The sequence below is a fragment of the Micropruina sp. genome (assembly GCF_047602385.1).
Lineage (GTDB): Bacteria > Actinomycetota > Actinomycetes > Propionibacteriales > Propionibacteriaceae > Micropruina.
The window spans coordinates 333,468-356,568 of the sequence record NZ_JASGHL010000005.1; the positions used below are offsets into that span (position 1 = coordinate 333,468).

A 23,101-nucleotide genomic window follows, 5' to 3' on the forward strand; every position below is an offset into this window, starting at 1 on the left:
GGGCGCGAAGCCGAGGCCGGCCATCGCCCGATCCGGCGTCCGGCTGTAGGGCAGTGCGACCAGCACCGCGTCCAGGCCGACGTCGGCGAACCCGATCTGCAGTGCTCGCTTGGTGATCGCCTGCCCGTGACCCCAGTGGCTGGGGCGCAGGACAAGGCCGAAGTCGGCGCCGCCCGGTTCGGCCTGGAAGCCGCACCAGCCGGCGAGCTCCCCCGCGATCAGCACCGCCCACGGACCGTAGCCGTTGGCGGCCCACTGGGCGTCCTTGGCAGCCACCCATCCGGCCGCCTCGTCGAGGGTGAACGCGCTCGCCAGTGGCATGTGCCGGGCATTTCGGGGTTCGTTCAGCAGGGCGGCGACGGCCGCGACGTCCACCTCGGTGAGCCGGACGAACTCGATCCGCGGGTCGGTCACCGGGCCCAGATCCGCTGCGGCCCGAGTGGCTCGAAACCGACCGCGAGCAGCACGTCCAGCTCGTCACCCCAGGCGTAGTCGGTGACCGGACGCCCTGGGTGCAGGACGCCGGCGCAGGCCAGCAGTTCGGCCGCATCGGCCGGGCCGAGCGGGTCGCCGCTCGACCACAGGTTCGACTGGCCGGCCACCCGTCCGGCATCGTGGACGACCGCTCCGGCGACCGGCACCCCGTCCACCAGCCGCGCCAGCACCCGGAAGTCCTCGCCGCGGAGGATCGGCGGCGGCAGCACCCCGTCGTAGTCGTGCAGGTGCCACCACCGCGCCAGCAGGTCGGCGTCGCGGACGACCGTCCAGCCGGACGGCCAGGACGCGCCGGTCACCCCCGGATGACCCACCCAGGTCGCGTCGATCAGCAACTCGAAGCCGTGCGGTCGCAGGTCGAACTCGCCGAAGGAGTCGGCCACCGAGCCGCGTGGGTGAGGCTCCATGGCGTCGAGGACGGCATCCACCCCGACCCCGCGGACGAGGGTCTTGACCGCCGAATGGAACGGCGGCACTTCGTCCCCCGCCACCCACAGCCGACCGTCGGACGCCGCCGGCAGCCCGTGCAGGGCGAAGATGCCGTCGTACCAACGCCGACTGGCGTCGACGGCCGCAGCGAGCAGGTCCATCCGCTCATTCTGCGGGCTGAGCGGGACGGGTGTCATCGCCCGGCGATCAGGCCGACCTCGGATTCAGCGGGATCGCTCTCCGATTTCGGCGATCACCGCACGGGCCGCCACCACCGCCCGAGAACCGCCGGCGCGCGCGGCGAGTGCGCGCAGACCTGGCACCACCAACACCGACGGCTCCGCCAGTCCCGCGTCGACGGTGGCAACGGCCTCGGGCGCCAGATCGAGCAACGCCTCGGCCACATCGGCCGTGCCGGGCAGCAGCCGCTCCCGGGCCAGCGACATCGTGATCAGGTCGTCGAGTACCGGCCAGACCAGCGACGCCATGCCGTCCTCGGCGACGTCAAGCGAAACCCGGGCGAACGCCGCCACCGACCGGGGCGTCCCTTCCCAGTCGAGATACCGGACGTCGGCGACCCCGGGCCGCAGCAGCCCGCGCTGCCACGCCTCGATCACCGCCGTCATCGCATCACCCGCCGCCTTGGGATGCGGTGCCCGCTGGGCGCCCAGCAGGTTCACCGCCGCCGCGGGTCCGAACGGCTGCGCCCGGCGCACCTGCTGGCGGAGCGTTACCCCCATCGCGGCGCTGGCTCCCACGCCGAACCACAACCCGGACGCCGCGGCGTCCGACCAGGCCGGAAAGACCGTGCTCTCGTGCAGCCCGCTGTATCCGGTGGTGGCGAGGCGCGCCGGAAACTCCTTCAGCGAGCGGGGCAGGCTCACCGGTGCGGCCCGCCACTGCCCCGTCCTGAGCTGGACCAGGCCGGGATCGCGAATCGGATCGCGCAGATAGGCGGCCGCGACCGGCCCTGCTTTGCGCCACATCCGGCGTCCGTTCTGACCGATCACCCGGACGCCTGCCCGCTCCAGCGCCCGTTGATGCATGTCGGTCACCAGCGCCGGATCGACGCGGGCGAGGGCCAGCTGCAGGTCCGCTTCGATCGCATCGGCGCTTTCGTCCCGGTACCGGCCCAGCCGTGTCACCAGATCGGACGGGTCGATGCGCAGATCGATCCACGACGGCGTGGACAACAAGACCGGCACCTGCCCCAGGCGCTGGAAGACGGCGAACTCCCGGGCCAGCAGGACGTCCTCGACCCGATCCAGGTAGCCGTCCAGTCCGAAGCTGGGCCGAGTTCCGTCCAGCCATGCCGTGACCGGGCGCAACCCCGGCGTCCACTCGGTCGCGACACCGCGCAGCCCCCGGCGCGTCGCTGCGATATCGGTCCGGGCAAGGCCGTTGACCAGTTGCAGGAAACGCTCGGTGGCGATGTCGAAAGCTTCCTCGGGACGGCTGACCAGCACACCCGCAGCCCGGGCGAGCGTCTCCACGCTCGGCTGCTCAGGCTCGAACCTGGGGACCGCCCACAGCGCCGGGGTCGGCCGCCAGCGGCCACGCGCCCCGACGGCGTCCGCAGTCGCGACCTGCCGCGCCACGCTCCAGCGATCAAGCAGAGCGCGGGCAGCCCTCGCAACCGCGCGGTCCTTGTCGGCGGTCAGAGCCAACAGCGAATCAGTGAGCTCGGCGACCACCGCGTGGGACGGCACCGCCCGGGCGGTCGCTGCGCTCAGCACCAGTCGCAATGCCTTCTTGGTCCGGACGCCGAGCGCGGCGATCAGCACCTCGGCGAGCAGGTCGTCACCGACTCGGGCAATCAGGCGCGGCGCGAACGACTCGACCACGGTGGCGTTGCCGGTGGCAAGCGCAGGGACAAGCGCGTCCACCTGGGCGAGCAGTTCGTCGTCGGTGACCGCCAGCACGTCGGCGATCAACCGCGTCCATACGGCGTGATCGCCGGGACGGCGGACCGTGTCCAGCCCCTGCAGTGCGCACTCCAGAGCGGCTTCGCGGTCGAGCCAGCCCTGCCGCAGCGCCGACCCGAACAGGTCGGGAAAGAAGCCGGTGACCGGCACCCCGAGCCCGGCGAGGACGCGCAGGTGCTCGACGAACCGCGGTCGCAGCAGCTCGGCCGGCAGCGGCGCACGGAACGGATCGACCGGTGCCGGCAACCCGAGCGAGCCGGACGCCATAACGATCCAGTCCTTCAGGTAGTCGACGTTGTCCGGCACGGGCAGTTCCAGTTCGTGCAGCAGCAGGACGGCGGCGGCACCGAAGATGGTCGGGCAGTTCTCCCAGGGCCGCCGCGACGACACGCAGGCGTGCCGGATGAAAGCCGAGGCGAAGGCTTCGCCCCGTGGCAAGAGGATGCCCCGCACCAGGTCCTCGGTGAGCTCACGCGGTGGAAGCACCTCGACGGCCCGGCGCGCGTCGACGCCCACCCGGGTGGCGAAGATGCCGAGACGGTCGGCGTCCACCCCTGATGTGGCTCACCCGCCTCCAGCTGTTCGCGCCCAACTGGCCGACTTCATCCCAGGCCCCCCGTCGCAAGCCGGCGCATGCCTGTCTGCGCTGCTCGGGGGTGCCCAGCGGCAGCGTCGGAGTGGCTGAGAGCGGTGCCTTCGGCCAGCCGAGCTCGGTGAAGATCTCGACCGCACGGGCCAGCGCGGCGTCCATCACTGGACGTCCGCGACCAGCCGGGCGGCCAGCACATGCTTGCACGGCCCCCGTCCGCCGCCGTGCCGCAGGAACCATCGACAGGTGCAGCTGCCGGTGTCGGTGGCCAGCCCCACCACATAGTCGTCGCCACCGCTACGCACCAGGTACCCGTCACCATCGCGGCGGACTGCGCCGACGGCGACCAGTTCACGGGCCGACCGGAGCCGCGGGTTGTCGCGCTCCAGCCGACCGGCCTCGCTCGGCAACTCGCGATGGAAGTATGCCGCGTCGTGGCCGTCCCAGCCGACCCGACCGCTCGCGGCCAATACGGCCAGCGCTGAGCGGACCCGCTCCTCGCTGAGTCCCGAGTCGCGGATCAGTCGCGACACGTCGATGACCGGCTCAAAAGCAAGCAGGGCGCAGACCAGGTCGGCGTCCGCGACCGCGGACGCACCGGCCAGCCCGGTCAGCAGCGACCCCTCACCGGAGTAGCCGCGCCAGGCCTCGTCGGTCAACCCGAGCGTGAGCCGTCCCGCCGGCAACTCAGCCTCCACCAGTGCGGGGCCCTGGCCTCCGCCACGCGGCCCGTAGACGGTGAGCGAGCGGACGTGGGTGACCAGCCGTTTCAGCGCGGTGAGCCGGTGCAGACCGGAGACGAAGACCGCGGTCCCGGACGCTCTCTGTGCGACCCGGAAACCCGTGGGGGATGGTGTCAGCCAGCCGCTCCGAGGCGCCGAGGTGACCGCCGGAAGCGAGGCGATAAGACTGCGGGACGCGGCCGCGTCCAGCGTGAACCTTAGGACCAGGTCGCGGTGCAGTTCCGCGGCGTTCCCGAGCGCCCGCACCCAGCGTGGCGGCATCTCCACCGGGCGCTCCAGAGCGTGCATCTCGGGCGTGGCGACTCGCACGCCGCGATGCCCGACATCGACATGGAGCAGGTCGGTCCGCCCCATTGATGTCAGCATCCTGCGCATCTCGGTGCCGAGGTCGACGTTGGTGGTGCCGTTCCCTATCTCTCCGCCGTCGAAGCCGGCGGCCAGTAGATCGAGGCGTGCGTAGACCCCGTTGCAAGCCGAGAAGCACTCGGCCCGCAGTCGGTCGCCATGGGCGGTCAACACCGGATCGCGCTGCGAGGTGGGCGTGTACTGGAAGTAGCGGGTCGCGGTGACATCAGCGAGTGTCACCAACCCGCGGGCCAGCACCTGCGGGTGGGTCGCGAAGCCGTGGAAGAAGCTGGGGTAGTCGGCCAACCCCGACGGGGTGAGGGCCGGGGCGAGCGCCAGAGCCAGGCCGTCCGGCGCGAGTGTCGAGCTGTCGCTGAAGCTCCGCACACCCATGGGGTCAATGTAGCCACGGTTGCGCAGCCGTCATCGGGCGGTCAGTCCGAAATCGACCCCAGAGTGCGGCGGCAGATCGTCGGTCTCCGCCTTGGTGAGCGCGGATCGGCTGCCCGGCGCCGCCATTCTGGGGTCGATTTCAGAAGGTTCTGTGGATCAGCCGACCGGGACCCGCATCGGCTCCAGCGCGCCGGCCAGGATCTCGCGGACGTCGGAGACGATATGCACCGTCAACTCGCCCAGAATCTCGGCGGGCACGTCGTCCAGGTCGGGCTCGTTGCGCTTCGGCAGGTACACCTCGGTCAGGCCGGCCCGTTGGGCGGCGAGCAGCTTCTGCTTCACGCCGCCGATCGGCAGCACCTGGCCGGTCAGCGACACCTCGCCGGTCATCCCGACCTCGGCCCGCACCGTGCGTCCGGTGAGCATCGACACCAGCGCCGTGGTCATCGTCACCCCAGCGGACGGGCCGTCCTTGGGCACGGCGCCGGCCGGCACATGCAGGTGCACCGGATGCTCGAGCTGCTCGGGCGAGATGCCGAAATCTCCGGCGTGCGCCCGCACGTAGGACAGCGCGATCTGAGCCGACTCCTTCATCACCTCGCCGAGCTGGCCGGTGATGGTCAGCGACGTGGTCGAACCGGGCAGCAGGGACGCCTCGATGAACAACACCTCGCCGCCCATCCCGGTCACCGCCAGCCCGGACGCGACACCGGGCAGCGCCGTCCGCTCCCGGGACTCGGGCAGGAACCGTGGCCGTCCGATGAGTTCCTTGAGCGACGCGATGTCGACCGCGACCGGCAGGTCCTTCAGCCCGGCCTTGCGGAACGCCTTGGCCAGCAGCCGCTCCAGGGCCCGGACGCCGGGCTCGCGGGTGTAGTGGGCGGCGATCTCGCGGAGCGCGGCGTCGCTCACGCTGACCTCGTCGGGCGTCAGCGCGGCGCGCTCCAGCAGCCTCGGCACCAGGAAGTCGCGGGCGATGGCGACCTTGTCGTCCTCGGTGTAGCCGTCCAGGCCGATCAGTTCCATCCGGTCGAACAGGGCCGGCGGGATGGTCTCCAGCACGTTCGCGGTGGCGATGAACAGCACGTCGGACAGGTCCAGGTCGAGCTCCAGGTAGTGGTCGCGGAAGGTGTGGTTCTGCGCGGGATCGAGCACCTCGAGCAGAGCCGCCGACGGGTCGCCGCGGTAGTCGGCGCCGACCTTGTCGACCTCGTCGAGCAGCACCACCGGGTTCATCGAACCGGCCTCCTTGATCGCCCGGACGATACGGCCCGGCAGCGCACCCACGTAGGTGCGCCGGTGTCCGCGGATCTCGGCCTCGTCCCGGACGCCGCCGAGCGCCACCCGGACGAACTTGCGGCCCAGGGCGCGGGCGACCGATTCGCCCAGCGAGGTCTTGCCCACTCCGGGCGGCCCGGCCAGCAGGATCACCGCGCCGGAACCGCGTCCGCCGATGGTCTGCAGGCCGCGCTCGGCGCGACGAGACCGGACGCCGAGGTACTCCACGATCCGCTCCTTCACCTCGTCCAGGCCGTGGTGGTCGGCGTCCAGCACCGCGCGAGCTGCGGTCAGGTCGGTGGCGTCGTCGGTGCGAACGTTCCAGGGCAGTTCGAGCACGGTGTCCAGCCAGGTCCGGATCCAGCCGGCCTCCGGGTTGCCGTCGCTGGAGCGTTCCAGCTTGTCAACCTCGCGCAGCGCGGCCTCGCGGACGGCTTCGGGCAGGTCCGCCGCCTCGACCCGCGTCCGGTAGTCGTCGCTGCCGTCCGGTTCGCCCTCGCCGAGTTCGGCCCGGATCGCCTTCAGCTGCTCGCGCAGCAGGAACTCGCGATTGCGCTTCTCCACCGATTCCCGGACGTCGTGCTCGATCTTCTCGCTGACCTCGGTCTCGGAGAGGTGATCGCGGGTCCACTCGATCACCAGGTTCAGCCGGGCTTCGACGTCGGCGGTCTCCAGCAGTTGCCGCTTGCGGTCATTGGACAGGTAGGGCGCCCAGCCGGCGGTGTCGGCGAGCGTGCTCGGGTCGTCGATCGCGCTGACGGTGTCGATCACCTGCCAGGCCTCGCGGCGCTGCAGGACGCCGATCACCAGCCGCCGGTACTCCTCGGCCAACTCGCGGACGCGGTCCGTGGTGGGCTCGTCGTCCGCGGTCTCGACCTCCACCCAGAGGGCGGCGCCGGGGCCGGTCACCCCGCTGCCGATCCGAGCCCGCTGCCCGGTGCGCAGCACCGCGGCCGGCGACCCGCCGCGGGAGCGTCCGATCTGCTCGACGGAGGCGAGGACGGCGAACGAGCCGTAGCGTCCGTCCAACCGGGGCGCCACCAGCAGTTCGCCGTCCGAGGAGGTCTGGGCGGCATCGATCGCCGTCTTGGCGGCGTCGTCCAGCGGGATCGGGACGATCATGCCGGGCAGCAGGACGACGTCATCGAGGAACAGAACGGGAAGTCGCTTCGTGGTCATCAGGTCTCCGTAAGTTGAGTGCATCCGACTCAACTCTCCGCTGGGAACCCTTGTTCCCGGCGGTGAACGCTCAGAGCGAACATGCCCGCCCGTGTGCGCAGACCGTCGTCGAACACCCGTGCTTCTCCAGGTGCATCACGAGTTCAGCCATCGCCTGCTTGGTCATGTGCGTTCGATGGGATGCCCGTCCTTTTCCTGAACGATCGTTCGTGTATATTGCTGGCAATGGGCCGCCGATGCCGGCTTGACGTGGACGAGAGGGCCGCGGTCGGAAACCGTGTGAAGGACGGAGTCGAGTGAACACAGCAAGTCCTGTCGACCATGCGGCGCCGCAGACCACCGCGCCGTCACCCGGGCAGAACCGACGAGGTGTGAAGCGCCGTCGCGAGATCGTGGCCGCAGCGGGGGCGGTGTTCGCCCAGCACGGCTACAGGGGCGGGTCAATCCGCGCCATCGCCGAACGGGTCGGCACTTCACCGGCCACGCTGCTGCAGCACTTCGGCAGCAAGGAGAAGCTTCTCGCCGCGGTGCTGGACGACTGGGGTCGCCGGAGCCGTCCGGCGCACGTCACCGAGGAGACCGGTCTCAACTGGTTCACCCGGCTGCCCATCGTCATGCAGTACAACCTCGAGCATCGCGGCCTGATCGAGCTCCTGCTGACCATGACCACCGAGGCGAGCGACCCTGAGCATCCAGCCCACGAATTCATCCAGCAGCGCTACGACACGATCTTTGATGAGGTGGAAACCCACTTTCGCGAAGCGATCGACGCCGGCCAGTTCAAGCCCATGACCGAGTCGGAGATCACCGCCGAGACCCGGACCCTATTCGCGGTCATGGACGGCCTGGAGCTGCAGTGGCTGGTCGACCCGTCCGTGGACCTGGCCGGCATCTTCGGCCGCTACCTCAGCCACGCACTCAGCCAATGGAAGGCACCATGACCAGCCCTGACCACAACAGCGCTGGCATCGCCGAGCGGCTGCGCGTCGTCGTCATCGGCGGCAGCGGACACATCGGCACCTTCCTGATCCCAAGGCTGGTGCGGGCCGGCCATGAGGTGATCAACGTCAGCCGCCGCGGTGGCACCGGCTACGCCACGGAGCCGGAATGGCAGCAGGTGCGCCAGGTGATCGCCGATCGACATCGGCTGGACGCCGACGGCACCTTCGGTGACACCGTCCTCGCGTTCGAACCGGACGTGGTGGTCGACCTGGTCTGCTTCACTGCGGAGTCTGCTCAGGCGCTCGTCGACGCCCTCCGCGGCCGGGTCGCCCACCTGCTTCACTGCGGGTCGATCTGGCGGTACGGGCCAAGCCGGAAGCTGCCGATCGCCGAGGGCAGCAACTCGGCCGGTCCGCCGTTCGACGAGTACGGAATCCAGAAGGCGGCCATCGCCGAGTTGCTGAAAGCCGAGACCGCGTCCGGAGGCTTGGTGACCACCTCCATCCATCCCGGACACATCGTCGGCCCGGGCTGGCACCCGACCGGGCCGCTGGGCAACATCGACCCGGAGGTATGGCGCACGCTGTCCGCCGGGGGCACCGTGCAGGTGCCCGGCAGCGGAACCGAGACCCTGCACCATGTCCACGCCGACGACGTCGCTCAACTGTTCGAACTCGCCATCGAGCACCGGGACGCCGCGGCCGGAGAGGACTTCAACGCCGTCGCTCCCACCGCGCTGACCGTACGCGGCTACATCGAGATCGCTTGCGGCTGGTTCGGGCAGGCTGCGAGCCTGGACTCCATCACCTGGGAGGCCTATCACGCCGCCGCCCCCGACCAGGACTACGCGGACCAGAGCTGGGGCCACCTGCACCGCAGCCACGTCTTCAGCATCGGCAAGGCCACGTCACTGCTCGGCTACGCGCCCCGGTACGAGCCCGAGCAGGCGATCCTCGAATCGGTGCGCTGGCTGATCGGCAACGACCAACTCGAGGTCGCCAACCCGCTCGCCGTCTAGGGAAGTGCTGATCAGGGATGAGGCATACTTTCCGCGATGATCCGATCGCTCTCATCGCCGGAGATGCGCGACCACTTCGCCCTCCGTGGAGCCGTCCGCAAAGGCTCGATTGATGAGGTCCGCGCCCTGCTCGACGCCGGTGTCGACATCGAGGGTCCGCCGGGCACGACCTCACCACTTGCCCTGGCAGCTGCGATCGGTTCCACCGAGATCGTTGAGTTGCTGATCGATCACGGCGCGGACCCTGCCCGGGTCTCCCGCATCGGCTGGAGTGCCGCGACGCACGCGGATGCCAACGATTTTCCCGCGCTCGCTCGGCGCCTCGTCGATCTCGGGGCCCCGGCAGAGTCACGGCTGGCCCACGGCTACTCGGACCTTCATCGCGGGGCCCGCCGAGGCGATGTGGCTTCGCTGCTCGTCGGTCTTGAATCGGCTGCGATCGACGCCATCGATTCGGGTGGGGATACGCCACTTTCGCTGGCGATCTCGCATCGAAACGAAGCGGCGGTGGATGCGCTGCTTGAGGCGGGCGCGAACCCGAACCACTCCAACGACCGGTGGTGGGTGCTCAACGAAGCCGTCTACCAGGACGCGAGACCGGGTGAACCCACACACTTCGTTGGCCGGCTGCTGGCGGCCGGCGCGGACCTCAACCCGCATGGTTACCCGCCACTGCTGTGCGCGGTGAACCAGGAATGGTCGAGTGGCTCCGTCTTGCGGCAGTTGGTCGCAGCCGGGGCGGACATCAATGCAATCGTGGGACGGACGCGCGAAACGGTTCTGCATCGGATCGCCGCCATCGTCTCCGATTACAGCCTGACCGACACGGCACTCGATCTCGGCGCCGACATCGAAGCACGCGACTGGCGTGGCCGAACGCCCTTGCTCAGCGCAGCGGACACAGCCAACGCTGGTGCTTTCATCCGACTAGTGGAACGCGGAGCCGATGTGGACGCCCGCGATACCGACGGCCAGTCCGTCCACGACCTGCTCGATGACTCGGACGACGCCGACGCCGAAGAGATCCGGAACTTCCTGGCAGCAGATACGTCGCGCGAAGCCGAGAACGGCCCGTCCGGTCACTAGCCGCCGTGCTTGCCTGGACAGGCAGGGCTGGTGCGCGCCGGCTTCCCGCCTGCCATGCTTCAGCGGTGGTGCTTGAGTGCAGACGATGCCATCGATCAGTGCGTGACGCTGCTCACTACGAAGTCTTCGAGGGCATGCATTACGTGTGCTTCCACTACGAGTTCGAGCACGGTGACACCGATGTGGACGCCGAGTGCCCTGCCGGCGGGTGCCCTTCGGCGTCGCTGGCCGGTGGCCGCGACAACGTCATCGCGACGGCTCGCGAACTCGCACTGGAGGCGGCCGGCGGTGCCCCATGGCAAAACGCGACCCTCCATGACTACCTGGACGCTCTCGGCGCCTGGCTCGCGGATTCCGGGGGTTACTACAAGAACAGCGACCGGGTCCCGCCCGGAAACGGATGGGACGTCATGAACGACGCGCTCCGAGCGGCGACGCAGCACCGGTAGCCGGCCGCATCTGCTCTGGCCATCTCCGCTGCGCAACCACCCTTCCGCTCACGCTCGCCAGCTCGACGAGGCTGCTCAACGTTCTGCCGCGCGTCCGTCAGCAACCGGGCTGCGAAGTCAGGCTGATGGTGACGGTCGAGCACCCGACCCCACAGACCTAGATTTCCAGGTCCAGGACGCCGGGGTACTCCGTCCAGATGTCACGCGAGACCCGTTCGGGATACTCGGCCACCACCGGCGTCACATCGAAGAGCCGCACGGCCCCGGTGTCATAGCCGGGCCAGCCGGGGTCGCCATCGGTGGCGAAAGCGGTCCAGGCCTGCCGCATCTGCTCGGAGACGAACTCGGCCTCGGGCGTCGGCTCGCCGATCAACATCGCCGGCTGGCTGCGGGTGAGGTTGCCGAACACCAGCGGGACGTCCAGGCCATGGCAGGCGCCCAACATGCCACCCATGCCGGGCGCCGGCCAGGTCAGCTCGTACAAATGCGCCGATCCGCCGGCCGCCACCTGGGCCTCGGCCAGCTTCAACGACGGCATCCGGAACAGCCAGTCCGAACGCACGACGTCGTACAACTCCTCCGGATCGGGGAATGCCGCTTCGTAGCGTTGCGGGTCGGGGCCGAAGATCCGCGCGGTCTCGGACGCCAACTCGGCGCTGATCTCACCGAGCAGGCCGCTCATCGCGGTGAGCAGGCGCTGCTCGTTGCGGGTATGCCCGACCAGCAGTTCGACCTGGCCGCTCAACCCCAGCCAGGGAGTGGTGGGCAGGACGTCACCGTCCACCACCGGCGCGAACGGGACGCCGGCGTGCGCCGCCCGGCCCCACCGATCGGTGAACTCGGGCAGTTTCGCCAGCACGGCGTCGCCGGTCGCCGCCACCATGGCCGGGTCGGCGGTGGCCAGCTCGGTCGGCTGCAAGCCGAGTTCCGCCGCACAGGCCCGGGCGACGTCCGCGGCCAGGGCCGGGGTGAAGAACGTGCCCGGCATGCTCTGCACGATCGCGCGCCGGAACAGGCCGACGGCCCGCGGCATGGCCAGCAGCACCGCCACCGATCCGCCGCCGGCGGATTGGCCGAACACCGTCACCCGGTCCGGGTCGCCGCCGAACACCCCGATGTTCTGCCGCACCCACTCCAGCGCGGCCACCTGATCGAGAAGCCCGCGGTTCGCCGGACGTCCCGCGAAGAACCCGAAGCCTTCCAGTCCCACCCGGTAGTTGAAGGTCACCACGACGACGCCTTCGCGGGCCAGCCTGCTGCCGTCGTACTCGGGCAGCCCGGACGTGCCGAAGGCGTAGGCGCCACCCTGGATCCACACCATGACCGGCAGCCCACCGCCGCCCAGGTCGGGCGTCCAGACATTCACGGTCAGCCATTCGTGGCCGGATTCGGCCAAGGCGTCCATTCCGAACGCGGCGGGTTGCGGCGGCGGGGGGCCGAACCTCCTCGCCTCCCGGACGCCGTCCCAGCTCACGACCGGTTGCGGCGCTCCGAACCGAGCGGACGACTCCGTCCACGGGGGCAGCGCCGCGTAGGGAATGCCTCGGAAGACGGCCAGACCCGACTCCCGGCCACCTCGGACGGTTCCACCCGAGACCACGACCTCCGATTCCATCCGGCCATCATCGCCCACGGCAGCCGAGAGGCCAGTAATCGTCGGTAGAGCGGTACGTCTGTCCTGGCATGTGAGCGGACTGGCGCGGTCAGGTCGAGGACTGGTGGCGGCTGACCCGTTTCCAGATCAGGGCGTGCAGCGGCCCGGTGAGCAGCAAAAGGAACATCGCCCAGTAGCCGACAGCGGGGATCAGCGCCGCGAGCGCGAAGGCGGCCAGGAACAACCCCGCTGCGATGCCGTGCGCGACGAGTCCGCTGCGTAGCCGCGGCTCCGGGATGTCGTGCAGCTCGGGGTGTCGCCCGACATAGATGTCGATCACCAGCGCCATCACACTGGTCGCGAACAGGGCTCCGATGTAGAGGCCCTTCTGCACGATGTCGTTGGGCATCTGGCCGACAATCGCGGTCGCCACCGGTAGCCACACGATGGTGAACATCCACGCCACGGTCAGACTGAGCAGCGCCCTGGTGGTGCGATGCACACCTTCGAATAGGCGGTGGTGGCCGAGCCAGAAGGAGGCGATCAGGACGAAGCTGAGCACGAAACTGAACAGCTGGTCGCTGTGGCCGGCGATCCACTCCCCCGCGGTGCCGTGTTCGCGGGCGCTCTCGCCGACGCTTTCCATCAGCGGCAGGATGAGCAGGGTCAGCGCGATCGCTACCACCGCATCCGTGAATGCCTTCAGCCGTTCTGCCCCGGCGGTATGAGTTTCCACCCGCTGTCCATCCATTCTGGCCACCCCCTGAAACTCGCGAAACGCCGTGGCCGGCCCTGAGTCACATGTCTACCGCCAGCGCGCGCCACCGGAGTCGATGCACGGATGGCGGACACGCCGCACATCTCTCGGCGTCATCGCGATGCCGCCCATCGCCTCGACACGCTCGACCGCACTCCAGGTCCGCGGAAACCCGTCCGCCTGCTCGGCGACCGACCCCCTTCCGGCGGTTTCCGAATCGCAATCGCCGCGAAAGACTGGACGCATGCCGGTGACTTTCGGGGTCGAGGAAGAACTGCTCGTGGTCGAGCGGTTGCACGGACGGCCGCTGGCCGCCGGCGAGACCGTCGTCGAGCAGGCCCGCCGCTTGCTGGACGGCGAGCGCGACCCCGAGACGGCCGTGGAACACGAGTTCAAGCGCGAACAAGCCGAGATCGGCTCCGAGCCGTGCCGCAGCACCGACGAGTTGCGGCGCCAGTTGATCGAGTTGCGGACGGCGGTCGCGGCCGGGGCGACCACGTCCGGCGCGGCAGTTGCAGCGCTCGGCACCAACCCGTTCAAGGTGCGCCCGACGGCGACCGAGGATGAGCGGTACCTCCGGATGACGGCCGAGTTCGGCCTGTTGGCCCGCCAACAGCTGACCTGCGGCCAGCACGTCCATGTCGGTGTCGCGTCCCGGGACGAGGGGGTCGGCGCCATCGATCGGCTGTGGCGCTGGCTGCCGACGCTGCTGGCGCTCTCGACCAATTCACCGTTCTGGCAGGGCCAGGACAGCGGGTACGCCAGCTTCCGCACGGTGATGTGGGAGCTGTGGCCGACAGCGGGGCCGTCCGGACCGTTCGGCGACGCCGCCGGTTACGACGCCGCCGTGGCCGATCTGGTCCGCTCGGGCGCGGCGATGGACGAAGGGATGATCTACTTCGACGCCCGACTCTCGGCCAAATTCCCCACCGTCGAGATCCGCACCGCCGACGTCTGCACCCGACTCGACGACGCCGTCCTGATCGCCGCGCTGTGCCGCGCCATGGTCGGTACCGCCGTAGGCCAGTGGACCCGCGGCGACCGGCCGGACGCGCCGCCGCCCCAGTGGCAACGGGCCGCGACCTGGCGGGCCGCCCGCTACGGCCTGACCGGCGGGCTGCTGGACCCGTCCAGCCGGCAGGTGATTGCCGCCGAGGACGCGCTCGCCGCCCTGGTCGCTGAGCTTCGTGACGCGCTGGAGGACACCGGCGACCTGGAACTGGTGCGCGACGGCATCCACCGGGTGCTCACCGACGGCACCGGTGCGGAGCGGCAACGGGCGGTGTTCGCGCGCACCGGCTCGCTCGCCGCGGTCGTCGCCGACGGCGTCCGTCGCACCGCCGGTGAAGGCTGACCACCCAGCGATCGTTGGCTGAGCTTGTCGAAGCCCCTTGTCAGGGTCAAGGTGTGCGAGATCTCGACAAGCTCGATCAACGGCGTCCGAGATCTCGACAGGCTCGATCAACGGTGCGGCTCGATCAACGGCGTCCGAGATCTCGACAGGCTCGATCAACGGTGCGGCTCGATCAACTCGTTCGGCCGGCGGCGGGCAGGATCACCAGGTTGCCGACCTTGCGTCCGCTGTCGATCAGCCGGTAGGCGTCCGGCAGGGCGTCGAGTCCGCCGGCCACCGTGGTGAGCGGGTCGAGGCGTCCGGCGGCGACCAGGCCGAGCAGGTGGGCGACATCCTCGGGGCGTTCGGGGACCGACCCGGCGAACACCCCGCGTCCGCCACGCAGCAGATCGGCCAGCGGCGCGACCGCCAGAATCAGCGAGCCGCCGGCTTCCCTCAGCCGCAGCCCATCGACACGGGACAGGTTGCCGACCGCGTCGAACACCACGTCGAATCGTTCGGCGAGACCGGTGATCGGCGTCCGGGTGTAGTCGATCCAGCGCTTCGCCCCCAACCTGGTGACCAGCTCGCGGTTGGCCATCGAACAGACCGCGGTCACCGTGGCGCCCAGATCCGCGGCCAGCTGGACGGCCGCCGAGCCCACCGAGCCGGACGCCCCGTTGACCAGCACCGTCGCCCCTGGCTGTAGCTGCGCCCGGTCCCGCAGGAAGTGCAGTGCGGTGGTGCCGCCGAACAGCGCGGCCGCGGCATCGGGGTGGCTCACCGTAGCGGGCTTGGGCACGGCCACGGCCGCCGGCACCGCCAGGAACTCGGCGTGACCACCCAGCCGGACGCCGGTCATCCCGGCCACCTCGTCGCCGACGGCGCGACCCTGAACCCCGTCCCCCACCTGCGTCACCACACCGGAGAAGGTTGCCCCCAGGACGCCGGCCCGCGGGCCGCGCAGTCCGATCGCCAACCGGGCGAGCGGCCCGAAACCGCGCGGGAACCGTCCGGCCCGCATCCGCGCGTCACCGGCGGAAACCCCGGCGGCTTCGACCCGGACGACCACCTCGCCGGGCCGCGGACGCGGGACCGGGGCGTCCACCACGGCGACGGCTTCCGGCGGGCCGTAACGCCCGACCCGTGCCGCTCGCATCATCATCGTCGCCTCTCTTACACCTGTAAGGTCCATGTCACGAGAGTAACCTGACACCTGTAAGTCCGCAAGGAGGGCAGCGACAGTGCAACGAGATCCGATCACCACGGCGCGGGTGATCGCGGCGGCCGCGGCAGTGGCCGACCGCGCTGGTCTCGCCGCCGTGAGCATGCGCTCCGTCGGCCGTGAGCTCGGCGTCGAGGCGATGTCGCTCTACCATCACGTCGCCAACAAGGCCGCCCTGCTGGACGGCCTGGCCGACTGGGTGTTCGAGCGCTTCGAACCACCCCCGGCCGAGGCCGACTGGCGCACCGCGATCACGGCGCGGACCGCGTCCGTTCGGGCTGTGCTGACCGCCCACCCCTGGGCGCTCGGCCTGGTCGATTCCCGTGACCACCCCGGCCCGGCGGTACTGCGGCACTACGACGCGGTGCTCGGCTGCCTGTACCGCGGCGGGTTCAGCGCGACCACGGCGGCCCAGGCCTTCTCGGTACTGGACGCCTACGCATACGGGTTCGCCCTCACCGAGCGGAACCTGCCCTTCGACGCGGCCAGCGGCGCCAACGACTTCGCCGCCGAGCTGACCCTGCCGACCGAGGACTATCCACACCTGGCCCACCTGCTCAGCACCGTCACCGGCGCGGGCGACTACTCATTCGCGGCGCAGTTCGCGATCGGCCTCGACATCATCCTGGACGGCCTGGAACGGCTGCGGGACGGTTGAGCGTCGTCTTCGCACCGGGCTCTCATTGCCGAGGCGAGGCGATTAGCCGGTGGTCACGTCGACTTCGTCGAGACGGGTCTGGACGCCGCGTCCGGATACCCAGCCATTGGCACCCGGCACTACGTCGGGTGTCGGAATGTCGGATCGATTCCGCCGCTTGTGGACGGTGGAAATGCCGAGCCGACGGTCGCGCGCATCGAGTAGCGAGCCGTCGACCTGTTCATCCTCGGTCAGCCCCATCATCAGTTGCGGAATGCCGTACGGGAAATCGTCGCGATCGTACTGCCAGGAGTGAAAGGTTTTGCCGTAGGTGGAGATCAGATCCTCGAAGTAGGCGTGCTCAGCAAGATCGGGAATGCCGGGCGCGGTCAGAATGCCCGACTTCACCTCGTAGTGATGGCTGTGCCACAGCCGCTTCTCATCATCGGGCAGTTGCCGGAACCGTTCTTCGCTGATGATGTATTCGATCCCGATCAGTCGGGCGTCCACCGCGTTGCGGTCGAAGATGACGCACTGGTGCAGGTCATGCCGCAGATGGATGCAGAAGTGCGACGCCTCGACCTGCCGACCCACCTCGTCGGCGTATAGATGCAGGCCGTTGAGGTAGGTACTCATCGCCTGCAGCGGATACTTCGGCTGGACGCCCCGGGCGGCCAGGTCGAGCAGCCGGTGCTTGAGCGGATGGCCGGTGCCGACCCGGCTCATCGCGACGACACTGCGGACCAGCCCAGCGGCGACGACGCCGGCCACTCCGATCACTACACCAGTCATCAACCCACGGGCCGATCGCTCGCGGTCTCGACGTGCGCTCGAACGGGCCATAACTCGCTCGTACCCGTTCGGATCGGCGCCAAACCCGAAGTTCCCGTCGGTCAGCGCAGCACGGGCGAGAACAGCTGCAGCACTTGGTAGCTGCCGACTCCCTCGACCACCGCCGGATCGGCGTCGGTCAATGCGGCGGCCGCCTGAGCGTCGACAGCCTGGACGATGCACAATCCCCAGGCGCCGGCGGGATCGGCGACCGGGCTGAAGATCAGCGCAGTGCCTTCGTCGAGATGACCGCGCCAGTAGGCGGAATGCCTACCCATCACGGCCTGCTCGGCCTCGGTCATGGTGTAGGCGAAGTCGGGTCGGCCCGCCGTCAGCCGCAACAGATACCAGTTCATCGCAGATACTCCTCCAATGCCTGCAGGACCGACGACCAGCCCTGCGCGAAAGCACCGCCCGCGTAACCTCCCGGATGGGCGCAGGCCGCCGTCAGTTGTTCGGCACTGAGCCGTTCCCAGCCTCGGTGTTCGACCTCGACCCGGGTGGTGTCCGCGTCGATCCGCCGGAAGCACAACTCGACCTCGGTGGCTGCGGGGGTCACGTTCCAGGTCATCACCAGCCGCTCCGGCGGCTCCCACACCAGCACGGTTCCCCACGACCGGACGGTTCCGTCGCGCCAGTGCTCGCTCACCTCGCCGCCGACCCGGCCGTCCAGCGCGACCGTGCGCACCCGTGCGGCGCCGCCGTAGGAGAGCGGGTCGAGCGGCCACCACTCCACGAGCCGTCCGGTCAGTGCGGCGAAGGTACGCGCCTGGGACGCCGCGACGACGATCGACTGCCGCACCGGCGGACGCCTCGGCTCCGTCGGCTCACTCACTCGGACGCCTCCGCCAGCAGCCGGCCACGCTGCAGCGCGTCGGACCAGATCGAATCCAGCGCGTCGTGCAGCTGGTCGAGCGAGTCGCGCCGAGCCCGGTACAGCCGCCGGGTGCCCTCGCGCCGCTCGCTGAGCAACTCGGCCTGCTTGAGCACCGTGAGGTGCTGGCTGATCGCGGTGCGCGTGACGTCGAAGGCAGCCGCGATCTCGCCAGCCGAGAGTTCGCGTTCGCCGACCAGGCGCAGGATGCCGCGCCGCCGCGCCTGACCGAGCGCCCGGAACCGCAGGTCGAGCGCCTCCGGTGCCACTGCGGACGTCGCGCTCACCCGTCCGCTCCTGCCCGCTCCGGCGCCATTCGACTCCTCCATCATCTGTAAGCTACTGCTTACGTTAGTGTTCGCTGACGATAGCAACAAGAGGGGCCCGATGACGACGGGACTGGACGCGGCCACGCGGGCCGCCGCCGCGGCACTCGACGACCCCGGATTCGCGCACCTGCTCGCCGTCGGGGTGTCTGTCGACGGCGTCGGCCGGTTCGCAGGGTGGGCTCCGGACACTCCGACCGACGTCTTCTCGGTGACCAAATCGGTGCTGGCGCGGGGGGTGCTCGCCGCCGTCGAGGAGGGGATCTTCGACGGCCTGGACGATCCGGTCACCCTGGCCGCGGGCACCGGAACGACCGTTCGCCGACTGCTCTGGATGAGCCAGTCCTGGTCCTCCGACCCCGACCTGGACGCCCTCGAGGCCGGCGCGGTCGACCCGTTACCGGCGATCGTGGCCGCGCTCGGCGATCCGGACGCCGAAGGCGGGTACCGGGACGCGTCCGCCCACCTGCTGATCCGGGAGCTGCAGCAACGCACCGGGTCGGCGCGGGCCCACTTCGACGCGACCGTGCTGCACCCGGAGGGGATTGCGGCAGCCCGCTGGGAGACCGATCAGACCGGCACGCCCTGGGGTCATGCGCACCTGTTCTTGACCGTCCGGCAACTGGTAACGCTCGGCGAGCACTGGCTGCGCGACGGCTGGCCGGCCTCGGTGCAACCGGAGCCCGGCTCACCGGCGATCCCGCCGGAGGCCCTGCCCTATGCTGCCGGGCTCTGGTGGGCCAACGACTCGGAGCGGGTGATGGCCGCCGGCTGGGGCGGCCAATGCCTGATCCTGGTTCCTTCCGGCTCGATCGTTCTGGCCACCCTGGGCTTCACCGGTTGGGATCGGGAGTCCAACACCGACACCCTTTCCGGGAACTGGCGACCCGGACGTGAACTGCTTGAGGGAACGGTGCTGCCCGCGCTCCTGCGGTGACGATTACCCGCCCCGGCGCACGTTCGCGATCAGCTGGTCGAGTTGCTGAACCATCGGCATCAGCCGGTACTGGGCGGCCGTCTGGCGCGCCCAGGTGAGCGCGTCCAGGGCCTCAGGGACGCGTCCGAGCAGGCCGAGGATCTCGCCGCGGTTGGCGGTGGCGATCAGCACACCCTGGGCGTTGCCGGCCTGCTGGGTCAGTCGCAGTTGCTCGTCGAGGCTGGCCAGGGCACCGGTCAGGTCACCGGTGTGCCGCTGGACGATCGCGCGGTTGCCGACGGCCTGGGCCAATCCCGTCCAGTCGCCGGACGCGCGGCAGATCGACTCCTGTTCGGCCAGCAGCGCGCCGGCCTCGGCGAGCAGCCCCTGGTCGACGGCCGCGGGGTTCGCCTGCGCCCGGTTGATCATCAGCAGGGCGTGCTCACCGAGCGCCCGCTGTAGTGCCGCCTGGTCGCCGAGTGCCCGGGCGGCACCAGCCAGGACGACCCACACCCGTTCGGCGCGAGCTGCGTCGCCGGACTGGTAGGCGAGCTGGATCGCCTGGTTGCCCCACTGGTGCGCCGCGACCTGGTTGCCGGCCCGGGCGGCAGCCTCGGCTGCGTCGGTGAAATCGGCGAGCGCCTGCGGCGTCCGCCGGTACAGCTGGTGGATCTGTGCCCGGTTCGCGAGCACCGGCACCAGCAGGCCGACCGCTCCCAGCTCGCGCAACCGCGGCTCGGCCGCGTCGTAGTACCGCAGCGCCTCGTCCCAGCGCTGCGCCGCCGCCGCGACGTTGCCGAGGTTGGCCTGGGCGGTGGCCGCCTCGACGCGATCGCCGGCCCGGTCGGCCAGCGTGGCTTCCTCGGCGTGGGCCGCGTGGGCACCGGCCAGGTCACCCTGTTCGCGGCGAGCCGTGCCCAGCAGGCCCAGCGCGACGGCGGCCGCCGACCACTGCTCCCCCGCCCGGGCGAGCTGGTCGGCCTCGCGGGCATAGCGTTCGACAGCCGGCCAGTCGCCGAGTCCGAGGGACGCGCTGGCGCGGGCGAGCAGCACCCGGGTGAGCAGCGCCGGGTCGCCCAGGCCGCGGGCCAGTTGCTCGGCTTCGGACGCGACCGCCGCCCCGCCGGCGGGGTCGCCGATCTCGAACCTCGCTGCCGCGCCGTTCAGCAACGCCTCGGCCAGTCCGCGCAGGTCGCCCTCGGCCCGGCAGATGGCCGCGTACTCATCAAGCAGCGGCAGCGCTCCGGCGGGACGTCCCCGGTCGGAGAGAACGACCGCCTGACCGGCCAGCGCCCGTCCGATCGCCACCGGGTCGGCCAGCTCGCGGCAGATCCGTTCCTGTTCCCGCAGCAGGTCGAGGGCGCCATCCAAGTCGGTCTGCGTGCGGCGCAGCTCGATCCAGCCGGCCAGGTTGGCCTGGACGTCGTACAGCGCACCGTCGGCCCGGTGCAGCTCGTCGGCCCGGCGGAATAACTCGTCGGCCTCGCCGCGGCGGCCCTGGGCCCGCCGGACCAGCGCCAGGTTGCCGGTCGCCGCGGCCCGCAGCTCCGGAACCTCCGCCGCCTGCTCGAAGGCGGACGCAGCGGCGTCCAGTTCGCCGCGGTTCAGCTCGGTGGCGCCCAGGTTCACCAGCGCGGACGCCCAACGCCGCCGTCCTGGTTCGGCACCGGAGCCGGCGCGCGCCGCGTCCACCAGGTAGCGCTGCAACCCGAGCGCGGCCTCGCTCGCCCCGGCGTCCGCCAGCAGCCGAGCGACACCCCAGACCAACTGACCGTCGTCGTGATCGGCCGGCGAGGAGAGCACAGCTGCGTAGGCATTCACCAGTTCACCGGCGACATCGGGTGTGAGCCGGTACCACAGCCGCCGCAGGTCGTACGGATTGCGCGCGTAGGCCAGGGCAGCCCAGTCCAGGTCGGCCAGCGTTGCCCGCAGCTGAGCAGGATCACCGGCCTCGGCCCACTGCCAGCCCAGTTCGTCGGCCACTCGAGGACCGACCGGTTGGGACGCGAAATACCTTGCCAAGCCCTGATGTGCGGCCATCCGCCAGGCCGGCGTGGCCAGATAGCGGTGCTCGATCGCGGCCCGGACGTCGGCGTGCGAGAAGCCGAGCAGGCCGCCGCGGCTGACCAGGTGATGCTCGGCCGCCAGATGCAGCGGTGCCCAGACCCGCTGCGGCAGCTTCTCGGCGCCAGGGGTCAGCAGATCGAGCAGCTCGGCCTCCGCTACGCCGTACCGGCCCGCCCAGATCGCCCGCATCGCGTCGGCGACCAGGCCGGGGCGATCCCGTTCGAAGTCGCGTTCGTAGCGCTCCAGCACCAAATCCAGCAGGGCCGCGGTGGTCGGCGCCGCCACCAAGCGGTCGATCAGCGCCCGCAGGGTGAAGTGGTCGCCGTGCTGCCGCAGCTCGTCGAGCACGGTCAGCAGGAAGCGCGGATTACCGGTGGCAGGCGCCGCGATCAGCGCGTCCAGATTCTCGTCGTCGAGCTGTTTCGCCCCCGCGGCCAGCACCAACGCCGTGATCTGGCGCCGTTCGGCCCCGGTCAGCGGAGGCACCTCCAGCGTCGGCCAGCCGCGGTGGGCGAAGGCCGCCCGGGTCCGATCGGCCGATCCGGTCAGCACGAACCGCACCGGCGAACCGGCCAGGTCGGACGGCAGCCAGCGCAGGTCGAGCGCCCGATCCCCCGGGTTGCCCTCGGCCAACTGGTCGACCCCGTCCAGCACCACCAGCGCCGGCCCGGACGCCGTCCGCAACGCCTGCCCGAGCGCGCTCGCCACCGCCGCTGGCGGCACGTCCGCCAGCCGCTCGACGGCCTCGTCGTAGTCGCCGCCGAACGCGTCGATCACCCGCGCCGCCAGCAGCCGGAAGTCGCCCGCGGCGGCGTCCGCGTCGCAGTGATGGACGACGACCGTCGCGCCAGGATGCTCCGCCGTCCACTCGTCCGCCCAGGTGGTGACCAGGCTGGACGCCCCGGCACCCGGCTCGCCGGTCACCAGCAGCGGCGATCCGGCCGCCGACAGCGCCGCGGTCGCGACCGGACGCGGCACGTGCAGGGCGAACCGGGCCCGGCCGAACGCCTCGTGCACGGTGGTCGCGCGGGCCGCGGCGTCCGGCACCTGTGCGGCGGGGAACAGCCTGTCGATCAACGCCTCGAAGTCGGCCAGCACCCGCTCGCCCAGCGCCTCGGGTTCGCCGTAGTCGGCGACCGGGAAACCGGAGCCCCGCACCCGCTCACGCAGGGCCTCGAGCCTGGCGGCGCCGTCGGCGTCCGGTTCGAGATAGAGCGCACGGTCCTGGGCCGCCAGCGTCGCCACCCAGGCCGGGTCGCGCAGGTAGAAGTAGGCGTGCCCGTTCGCCTCGGGGTTGTTGAGCACCCCGTGCAGGATCTCCAACTCGGTGACCGAGCGGTGCAGGTCGTCGGTCAGCCAACCGAACCGGGCGGCCAGGCCGGGGTCGATCTCGCCGGGCACCCACCCGTAGCGCTGGCCGAGCAGGCCGATGAAGTACGGCCGGGTGCGTTCGATCTCGGCCAGGCAGATCGGCAGCACCGCGCCCTCGGACGCCTGCTCATCGGTGACGCCCCAGCGCAGGTCGACCTCGCTCCAGGCCACGCCGCGTTGCTGGCAGCGCTGCCGCAACAGCGGGAACACCCGCTTGACCAGTTCGTCGCGCTCGGCCTGCATGTCGCGGAACGTCGATGACACGAACACGCGGATCGCGCGGGCGTCACTCATCCGCG

The 23,101-nt window shown here is 70.6% G+C and carries 19 protein-coding genes and 1 pseudogene; 7 read left to right on the top strand and 13 right to left on the bottom strand.

The annotated features are described in order from the left end of the window. Positions 1-72: 72 nt before the first annotated feature. From QM711_RS17080 to lon, 5 genes and pseudogenes are all read right to left on the bottom strand, one after another. Positions 73-414, bottom strand: a pseudogene (locus QM711_RS17080) (GNAT family N-acetyltransferase); the annotation flags it as partial. Further along, positions 411-1,085 (bottom strand): hypothetical protein, encoded by a 675-nt coding sequence (locus QM711_RS17085; protein ID WP_415101523.1) that lies wholly within the window; start codon positions 1,083-1,085, stop codon positions 411-413. The pseudogene QM711_RS17080 and the gene QM711_RS17085, both read right to left, overlap by 4 nt. A 63-nt stretch (positions 1,086-1,148) precedes the next feature. Then, positions 1,149-3,401 carry a hypothetical protein gene (locus QM711_RS17090; RefSeq protein WP_415101525.1) on the bottom strand — a complete coding sequence of 751 codons (2,253 nt, stop codon included), beginning with the start codon at positions 3,399-3,401 and terminating at the stop codon, positions 1,149-1,151. Positions 3,402-3,599: 198 nt separating this feature from the next. Continuing rightward, the gene (locus QM711_RS17095; protein ID WP_415101527.1) at positions 3,600-4,919 is read right to left on the bottom strand and encodes an SWIM zinc finger family protein; all 1,320 of its coding nucleotides are present in this window, start codon (positions 4,917-4,919) and stop codon (positions 3,600-3,602) included. A 156-nt stretch (positions 4,920-5,075) separates the two neighbouring features. Beyond that, complete coding sequence (gene lon, locus QM711_RS17100) at positions 5,076-7,376, bottom strand: endopeptidase La (RefSeq protein ID WP_415101529.1); 2,301 nt, start codon at positions 7,374-7,376, stop codon at positions 5,076-5,078. Between the two features lie 296 nt (positions 7,377-7,672). Here lon and QM711_RS17105 point away from each other — a divergent pair, with 296 nt between their 5' ends. From QM711_RS17105 to QM711_RS17120, 4 genes are all read left to right on the top strand, one after another. Continuing rightward, complete coding sequence (locus QM711_RS17105) at positions 7,673-8,317, top strand: TetR/AcrR family transcriptional regulator (RefSeq protein WP_415101531.1); 645 nt, start codon at positions 7,673-7,675, stop codon at positions 8,315-8,317. Further along, a complete protein-coding gene (locus QM711_RS17110; protein WP_415101533.1) occupies positions 8,314-9,336 on the top strand; it encodes an NAD-dependent epimerase/dehydratase family protein in 1,023 nt (340 codons plus the stop codon). Before QM711_RS17105 ends, QM711_RS17110 begins: the two co-directional genes overlap by 4 nt. Positions 9,337-9,372: 36 nt before the next feature. Then, complete coding sequence (locus QM711_RS17115) at positions 9,373-10,422, top strand: ankyrin repeat domain-containing protein (protein WP_415101535.1); 1,050 nt, start codon at positions 9,373-9,375, stop codon at positions 10,420-10,422. A 98-nt stretch (positions 10,423-10,520) separates the two neighbouring features. Beyond that, positions 10,521-10,871: a hypothetical protein gene (locus tag QM711_RS17120; protein ID WP_415101537.1), complete on the top strand. Its 351-nt coding sequence runs from the start codon at positions 10,521-10,523 to the stop codon at positions 10,869-10,871. A 157-nt stretch (positions 10,872-11,028) separates the two neighbouring features. Here QM711_RS17120 and QM711_RS17125 read toward each other — a convergent pair whose 3' ends face one another. Both QM711_RS17125 and QM711_RS17130 read right to left on the bottom strand, forming a co-directional pair. Next, positions 11,029-12,486, bottom strand: coding sequence for a carboxylesterase/lipase family protein (locus QM711_RS17125; protein WP_415101539.1), 1,458 nt, complete (start codon positions 12,484-12,486; stop codon positions 11,029-11,031). 88 nt (positions 12,487-12,574) lie between these two features. Further along, positions 12,575-13,201, bottom strand: coding sequence for a TMEM175 family protein (locus tag QM711_RS17130; RefSeq protein WP_415101541.1), 627 nt, complete (start codon positions 13,199-13,201; stop codon positions 12,575-12,577). A 265-nt stretch (positions 13,202-13,466) separates the two neighbouring features. Between QM711_RS17130 and QM711_RS17135 the strand changes: the two genes are divergently transcribed. Next, positions 13,467-14,576, top strand: a complete 1,110-nt coding sequence (locus QM711_RS17135) for a carboxylate-amine ligase (RefSeq protein ID WP_415101543.1) — start codon at positions 13,467-13,469, stop codon at positions 14,574-14,576. 172 nt (positions 14,577-14,748) lie between these two features. Here QM711_RS17135 and QM711_RS17140 read toward each other — a convergent pair whose 3' ends face one another. Beyond that, the gene (locus QM711_RS17140) at positions 14,749-15,750 is read right to left on the bottom strand and encodes an NAD(P)-dependent alcohol dehydrogenase (protein WP_415101545.1); all 1,002 of its coding nucleotides are present in this window, start codon (positions 15,748-15,750) and stop codon (positions 14,749-14,751) included. 49 nt (positions 15,751-15,799) lie between these two features. Here QM711_RS17140 and QM711_RS17145 point away from each other — a divergent pair, with 49 nt between their 5' ends. Next, positions 15,800-16,438, top strand: a complete 639-nt coding sequence (locus tag QM711_RS17145) for a TetR/AcrR family transcriptional regulator C-terminal domain-containing protein (protein ID WP_415101547.1) — start codon at positions 15,800-15,802, stop codon at positions 16,436-16,438. Positions 16,439-16,480: 42 nt separating this feature from the next. On the opposite strand, the gene QM711_RS17150 is transcribed toward QM711_RS17145, so the two are convergent. The 4 genes from QM711_RS17150 to QM711_RS17165 all read right to left on the bottom strand — a co-directional run bounded on the left by QM711_RS17150 (position 16,481) and on the right by QM711_RS17165 (position 18,409). Then, positions 16,481-17,209, bottom strand: coding sequence for an OBAP family protein (locus tag QM711_RS17150; RefSeq protein WP_415101549.1), 729 nt, complete (start codon positions 17,207-17,209; stop codon positions 16,481-16,483). A 101-nt stretch (positions 17,210-17,310) separates the two neighbouring features. After that, the gene (locus QM711_RS17155) at positions 17,311-17,604 is read right to left on the bottom strand and encodes a YciI family protein (RefSeq protein ID WP_415101551.1); all 294 of its coding nucleotides are present in this window, start codon (positions 17,602-17,604) and stop codon (positions 17,311-17,313) included. Continuing rightward, positions 17,601-18,083: an SRPBCC domain-containing protein gene (locus QM711_RS17160; protein ID WP_415101553.1), complete on the bottom strand. Its 483-nt coding sequence runs from the start codon at positions 18,081-18,083 to the stop codon at positions 17,601-17,603. Before QM711_RS17160 ends, QM711_RS17155 begins: the two co-directional genes overlap by 4 nt. Then, the gene (locus QM711_RS17165; RefSeq protein WP_415101555.1) at positions 18,080-18,409 is read right to left on the bottom strand and encodes an ArsR/SmtB family transcription factor; all 330 of its coding nucleotides are present in this window, start codon (positions 18,407-18,409) and stop codon (positions 18,080-18,082) included. Before QM711_RS17165 ends, QM711_RS17160 begins: the two co-directional genes overlap by 4 nt. Positions 18,410-18,509: 100 nt before the next feature. Here QM711_RS17165 and QM711_RS17170 point away from each other — a divergent pair, with 100 nt between their 5' ends. Continuing rightward, on the top strand, positions 18,510-19,385 hold the full coding sequence (locus QM711_RS17170; RefSeq protein ID WP_415101557.1) for a serine hydrolase: 876 nt from the start codon (positions 18,510-18,512) through the stop codon (positions 19,383-19,385). Positions 19,386-19,388: 3 nt separating this feature from the next. On the opposite strand, the gene QM711_RS17175 is transcribed toward QM711_RS17170, so the two are convergent. Continuing rightward, the gene (locus tag QM711_RS17175) at positions 19,389-23,096 is read right to left on the bottom strand and encodes a DUF4062 domain-containing protein (RefSeq protein ID WP_415101559.1); all 3,708 of its coding nucleotides are present in this window, start codon (positions 23,094-23,096) and stop codon (positions 19,389-19,391) included. Positions 23,097-23,101: the final 5 nt, after the last annotated feature.

Excerpts from the sequence above, each read along its gene's own strand:
- QM711_RS17085 (WP_415101523.1), bottom strand. The coding sequence starts at position 1,085 with ATGGACCTGCTCGCTGCGGCCGTCGACGCCAGTCGGCGTTGGTACGAC.
- QM711_RS17095 (WP_415101527.1), bottom strand. The coding sequence starts at position 4,919 with ATGGGTGTGCGGAGCTTCAGCGACAGCTCGACACTCGCGCCGGACGGC.
- QM711_RS17135 (WP_415101543.1), top strand. The coding sequence starts at position 13,467 with ATGCCGGTGACTTTCGGGGTCGAGGAAGAACTGCTCGTGGTCGAGCGG.
- QM711_RS17110 (WP_415101533.1), top strand. The coding sequence starts at position 8,314 with ATGACCAGCCCTGACCACAACAGCGCTGGCATCGCCGAGCGGCTGCGC.
- QM711_RS17170 (WP_415101557.1), top strand. The coding sequence starts at position 18,510 with ATGACGACGGGACTGGACGCGGCCACGCGGGCCGCCGCCGCGGCACTC.
- QM711_RS17125 (WP_415101539.1), bottom strand. The coding sequence starts at position 12,486 with ATGGAATCGGAGGTCGTGGTCTCGGGTGGAACCGTCCGAGGTGGCCGG.
- QM711_RS17175 (WP_415101559.1), bottom strand. The coding sequence starts at position 23,096 with ATGAGTGACGCCCGCGCGATCCGCGTGTTCGTGTCATCGACGTTCCGC.
- QM711_RS17150 (WP_415101549.1), bottom strand. The coding sequence starts at position 17,209 with ATGACTGGTGTAGTGATCGGAGTGGCCGGCGTCGTCGCCGCTGGGCTG.
- lon (WP_415101529.1), bottom strand. The coding sequence starts at position 7,376 with ATGACCACGAAGCGACTTCCCGTTCTGTTCCTCGATGACGTCGTCCTG.
- QM711_RS17140 (WP_415101545.1), bottom strand. The coding sequence starts at position 15,750 with ATGGACCTTACAGGTGTAAGAGAGGCGACGATGATGATGCGAGCGGCA.
- QM711_RS17155 (WP_415101551.1), bottom strand. The coding sequence starts at position 17,604 with ATGAACTGGTATCTGTTGCGGCTGACGGCGGGCCGACCCGACTTCGCC.
- QM711_RS17115 (WP_415101535.1), top strand. The coding sequence starts at position 9,373 with ATGATCCGATCGCTCTCATCGCCGGAGATGCGCGACCACTTCGCCCTC.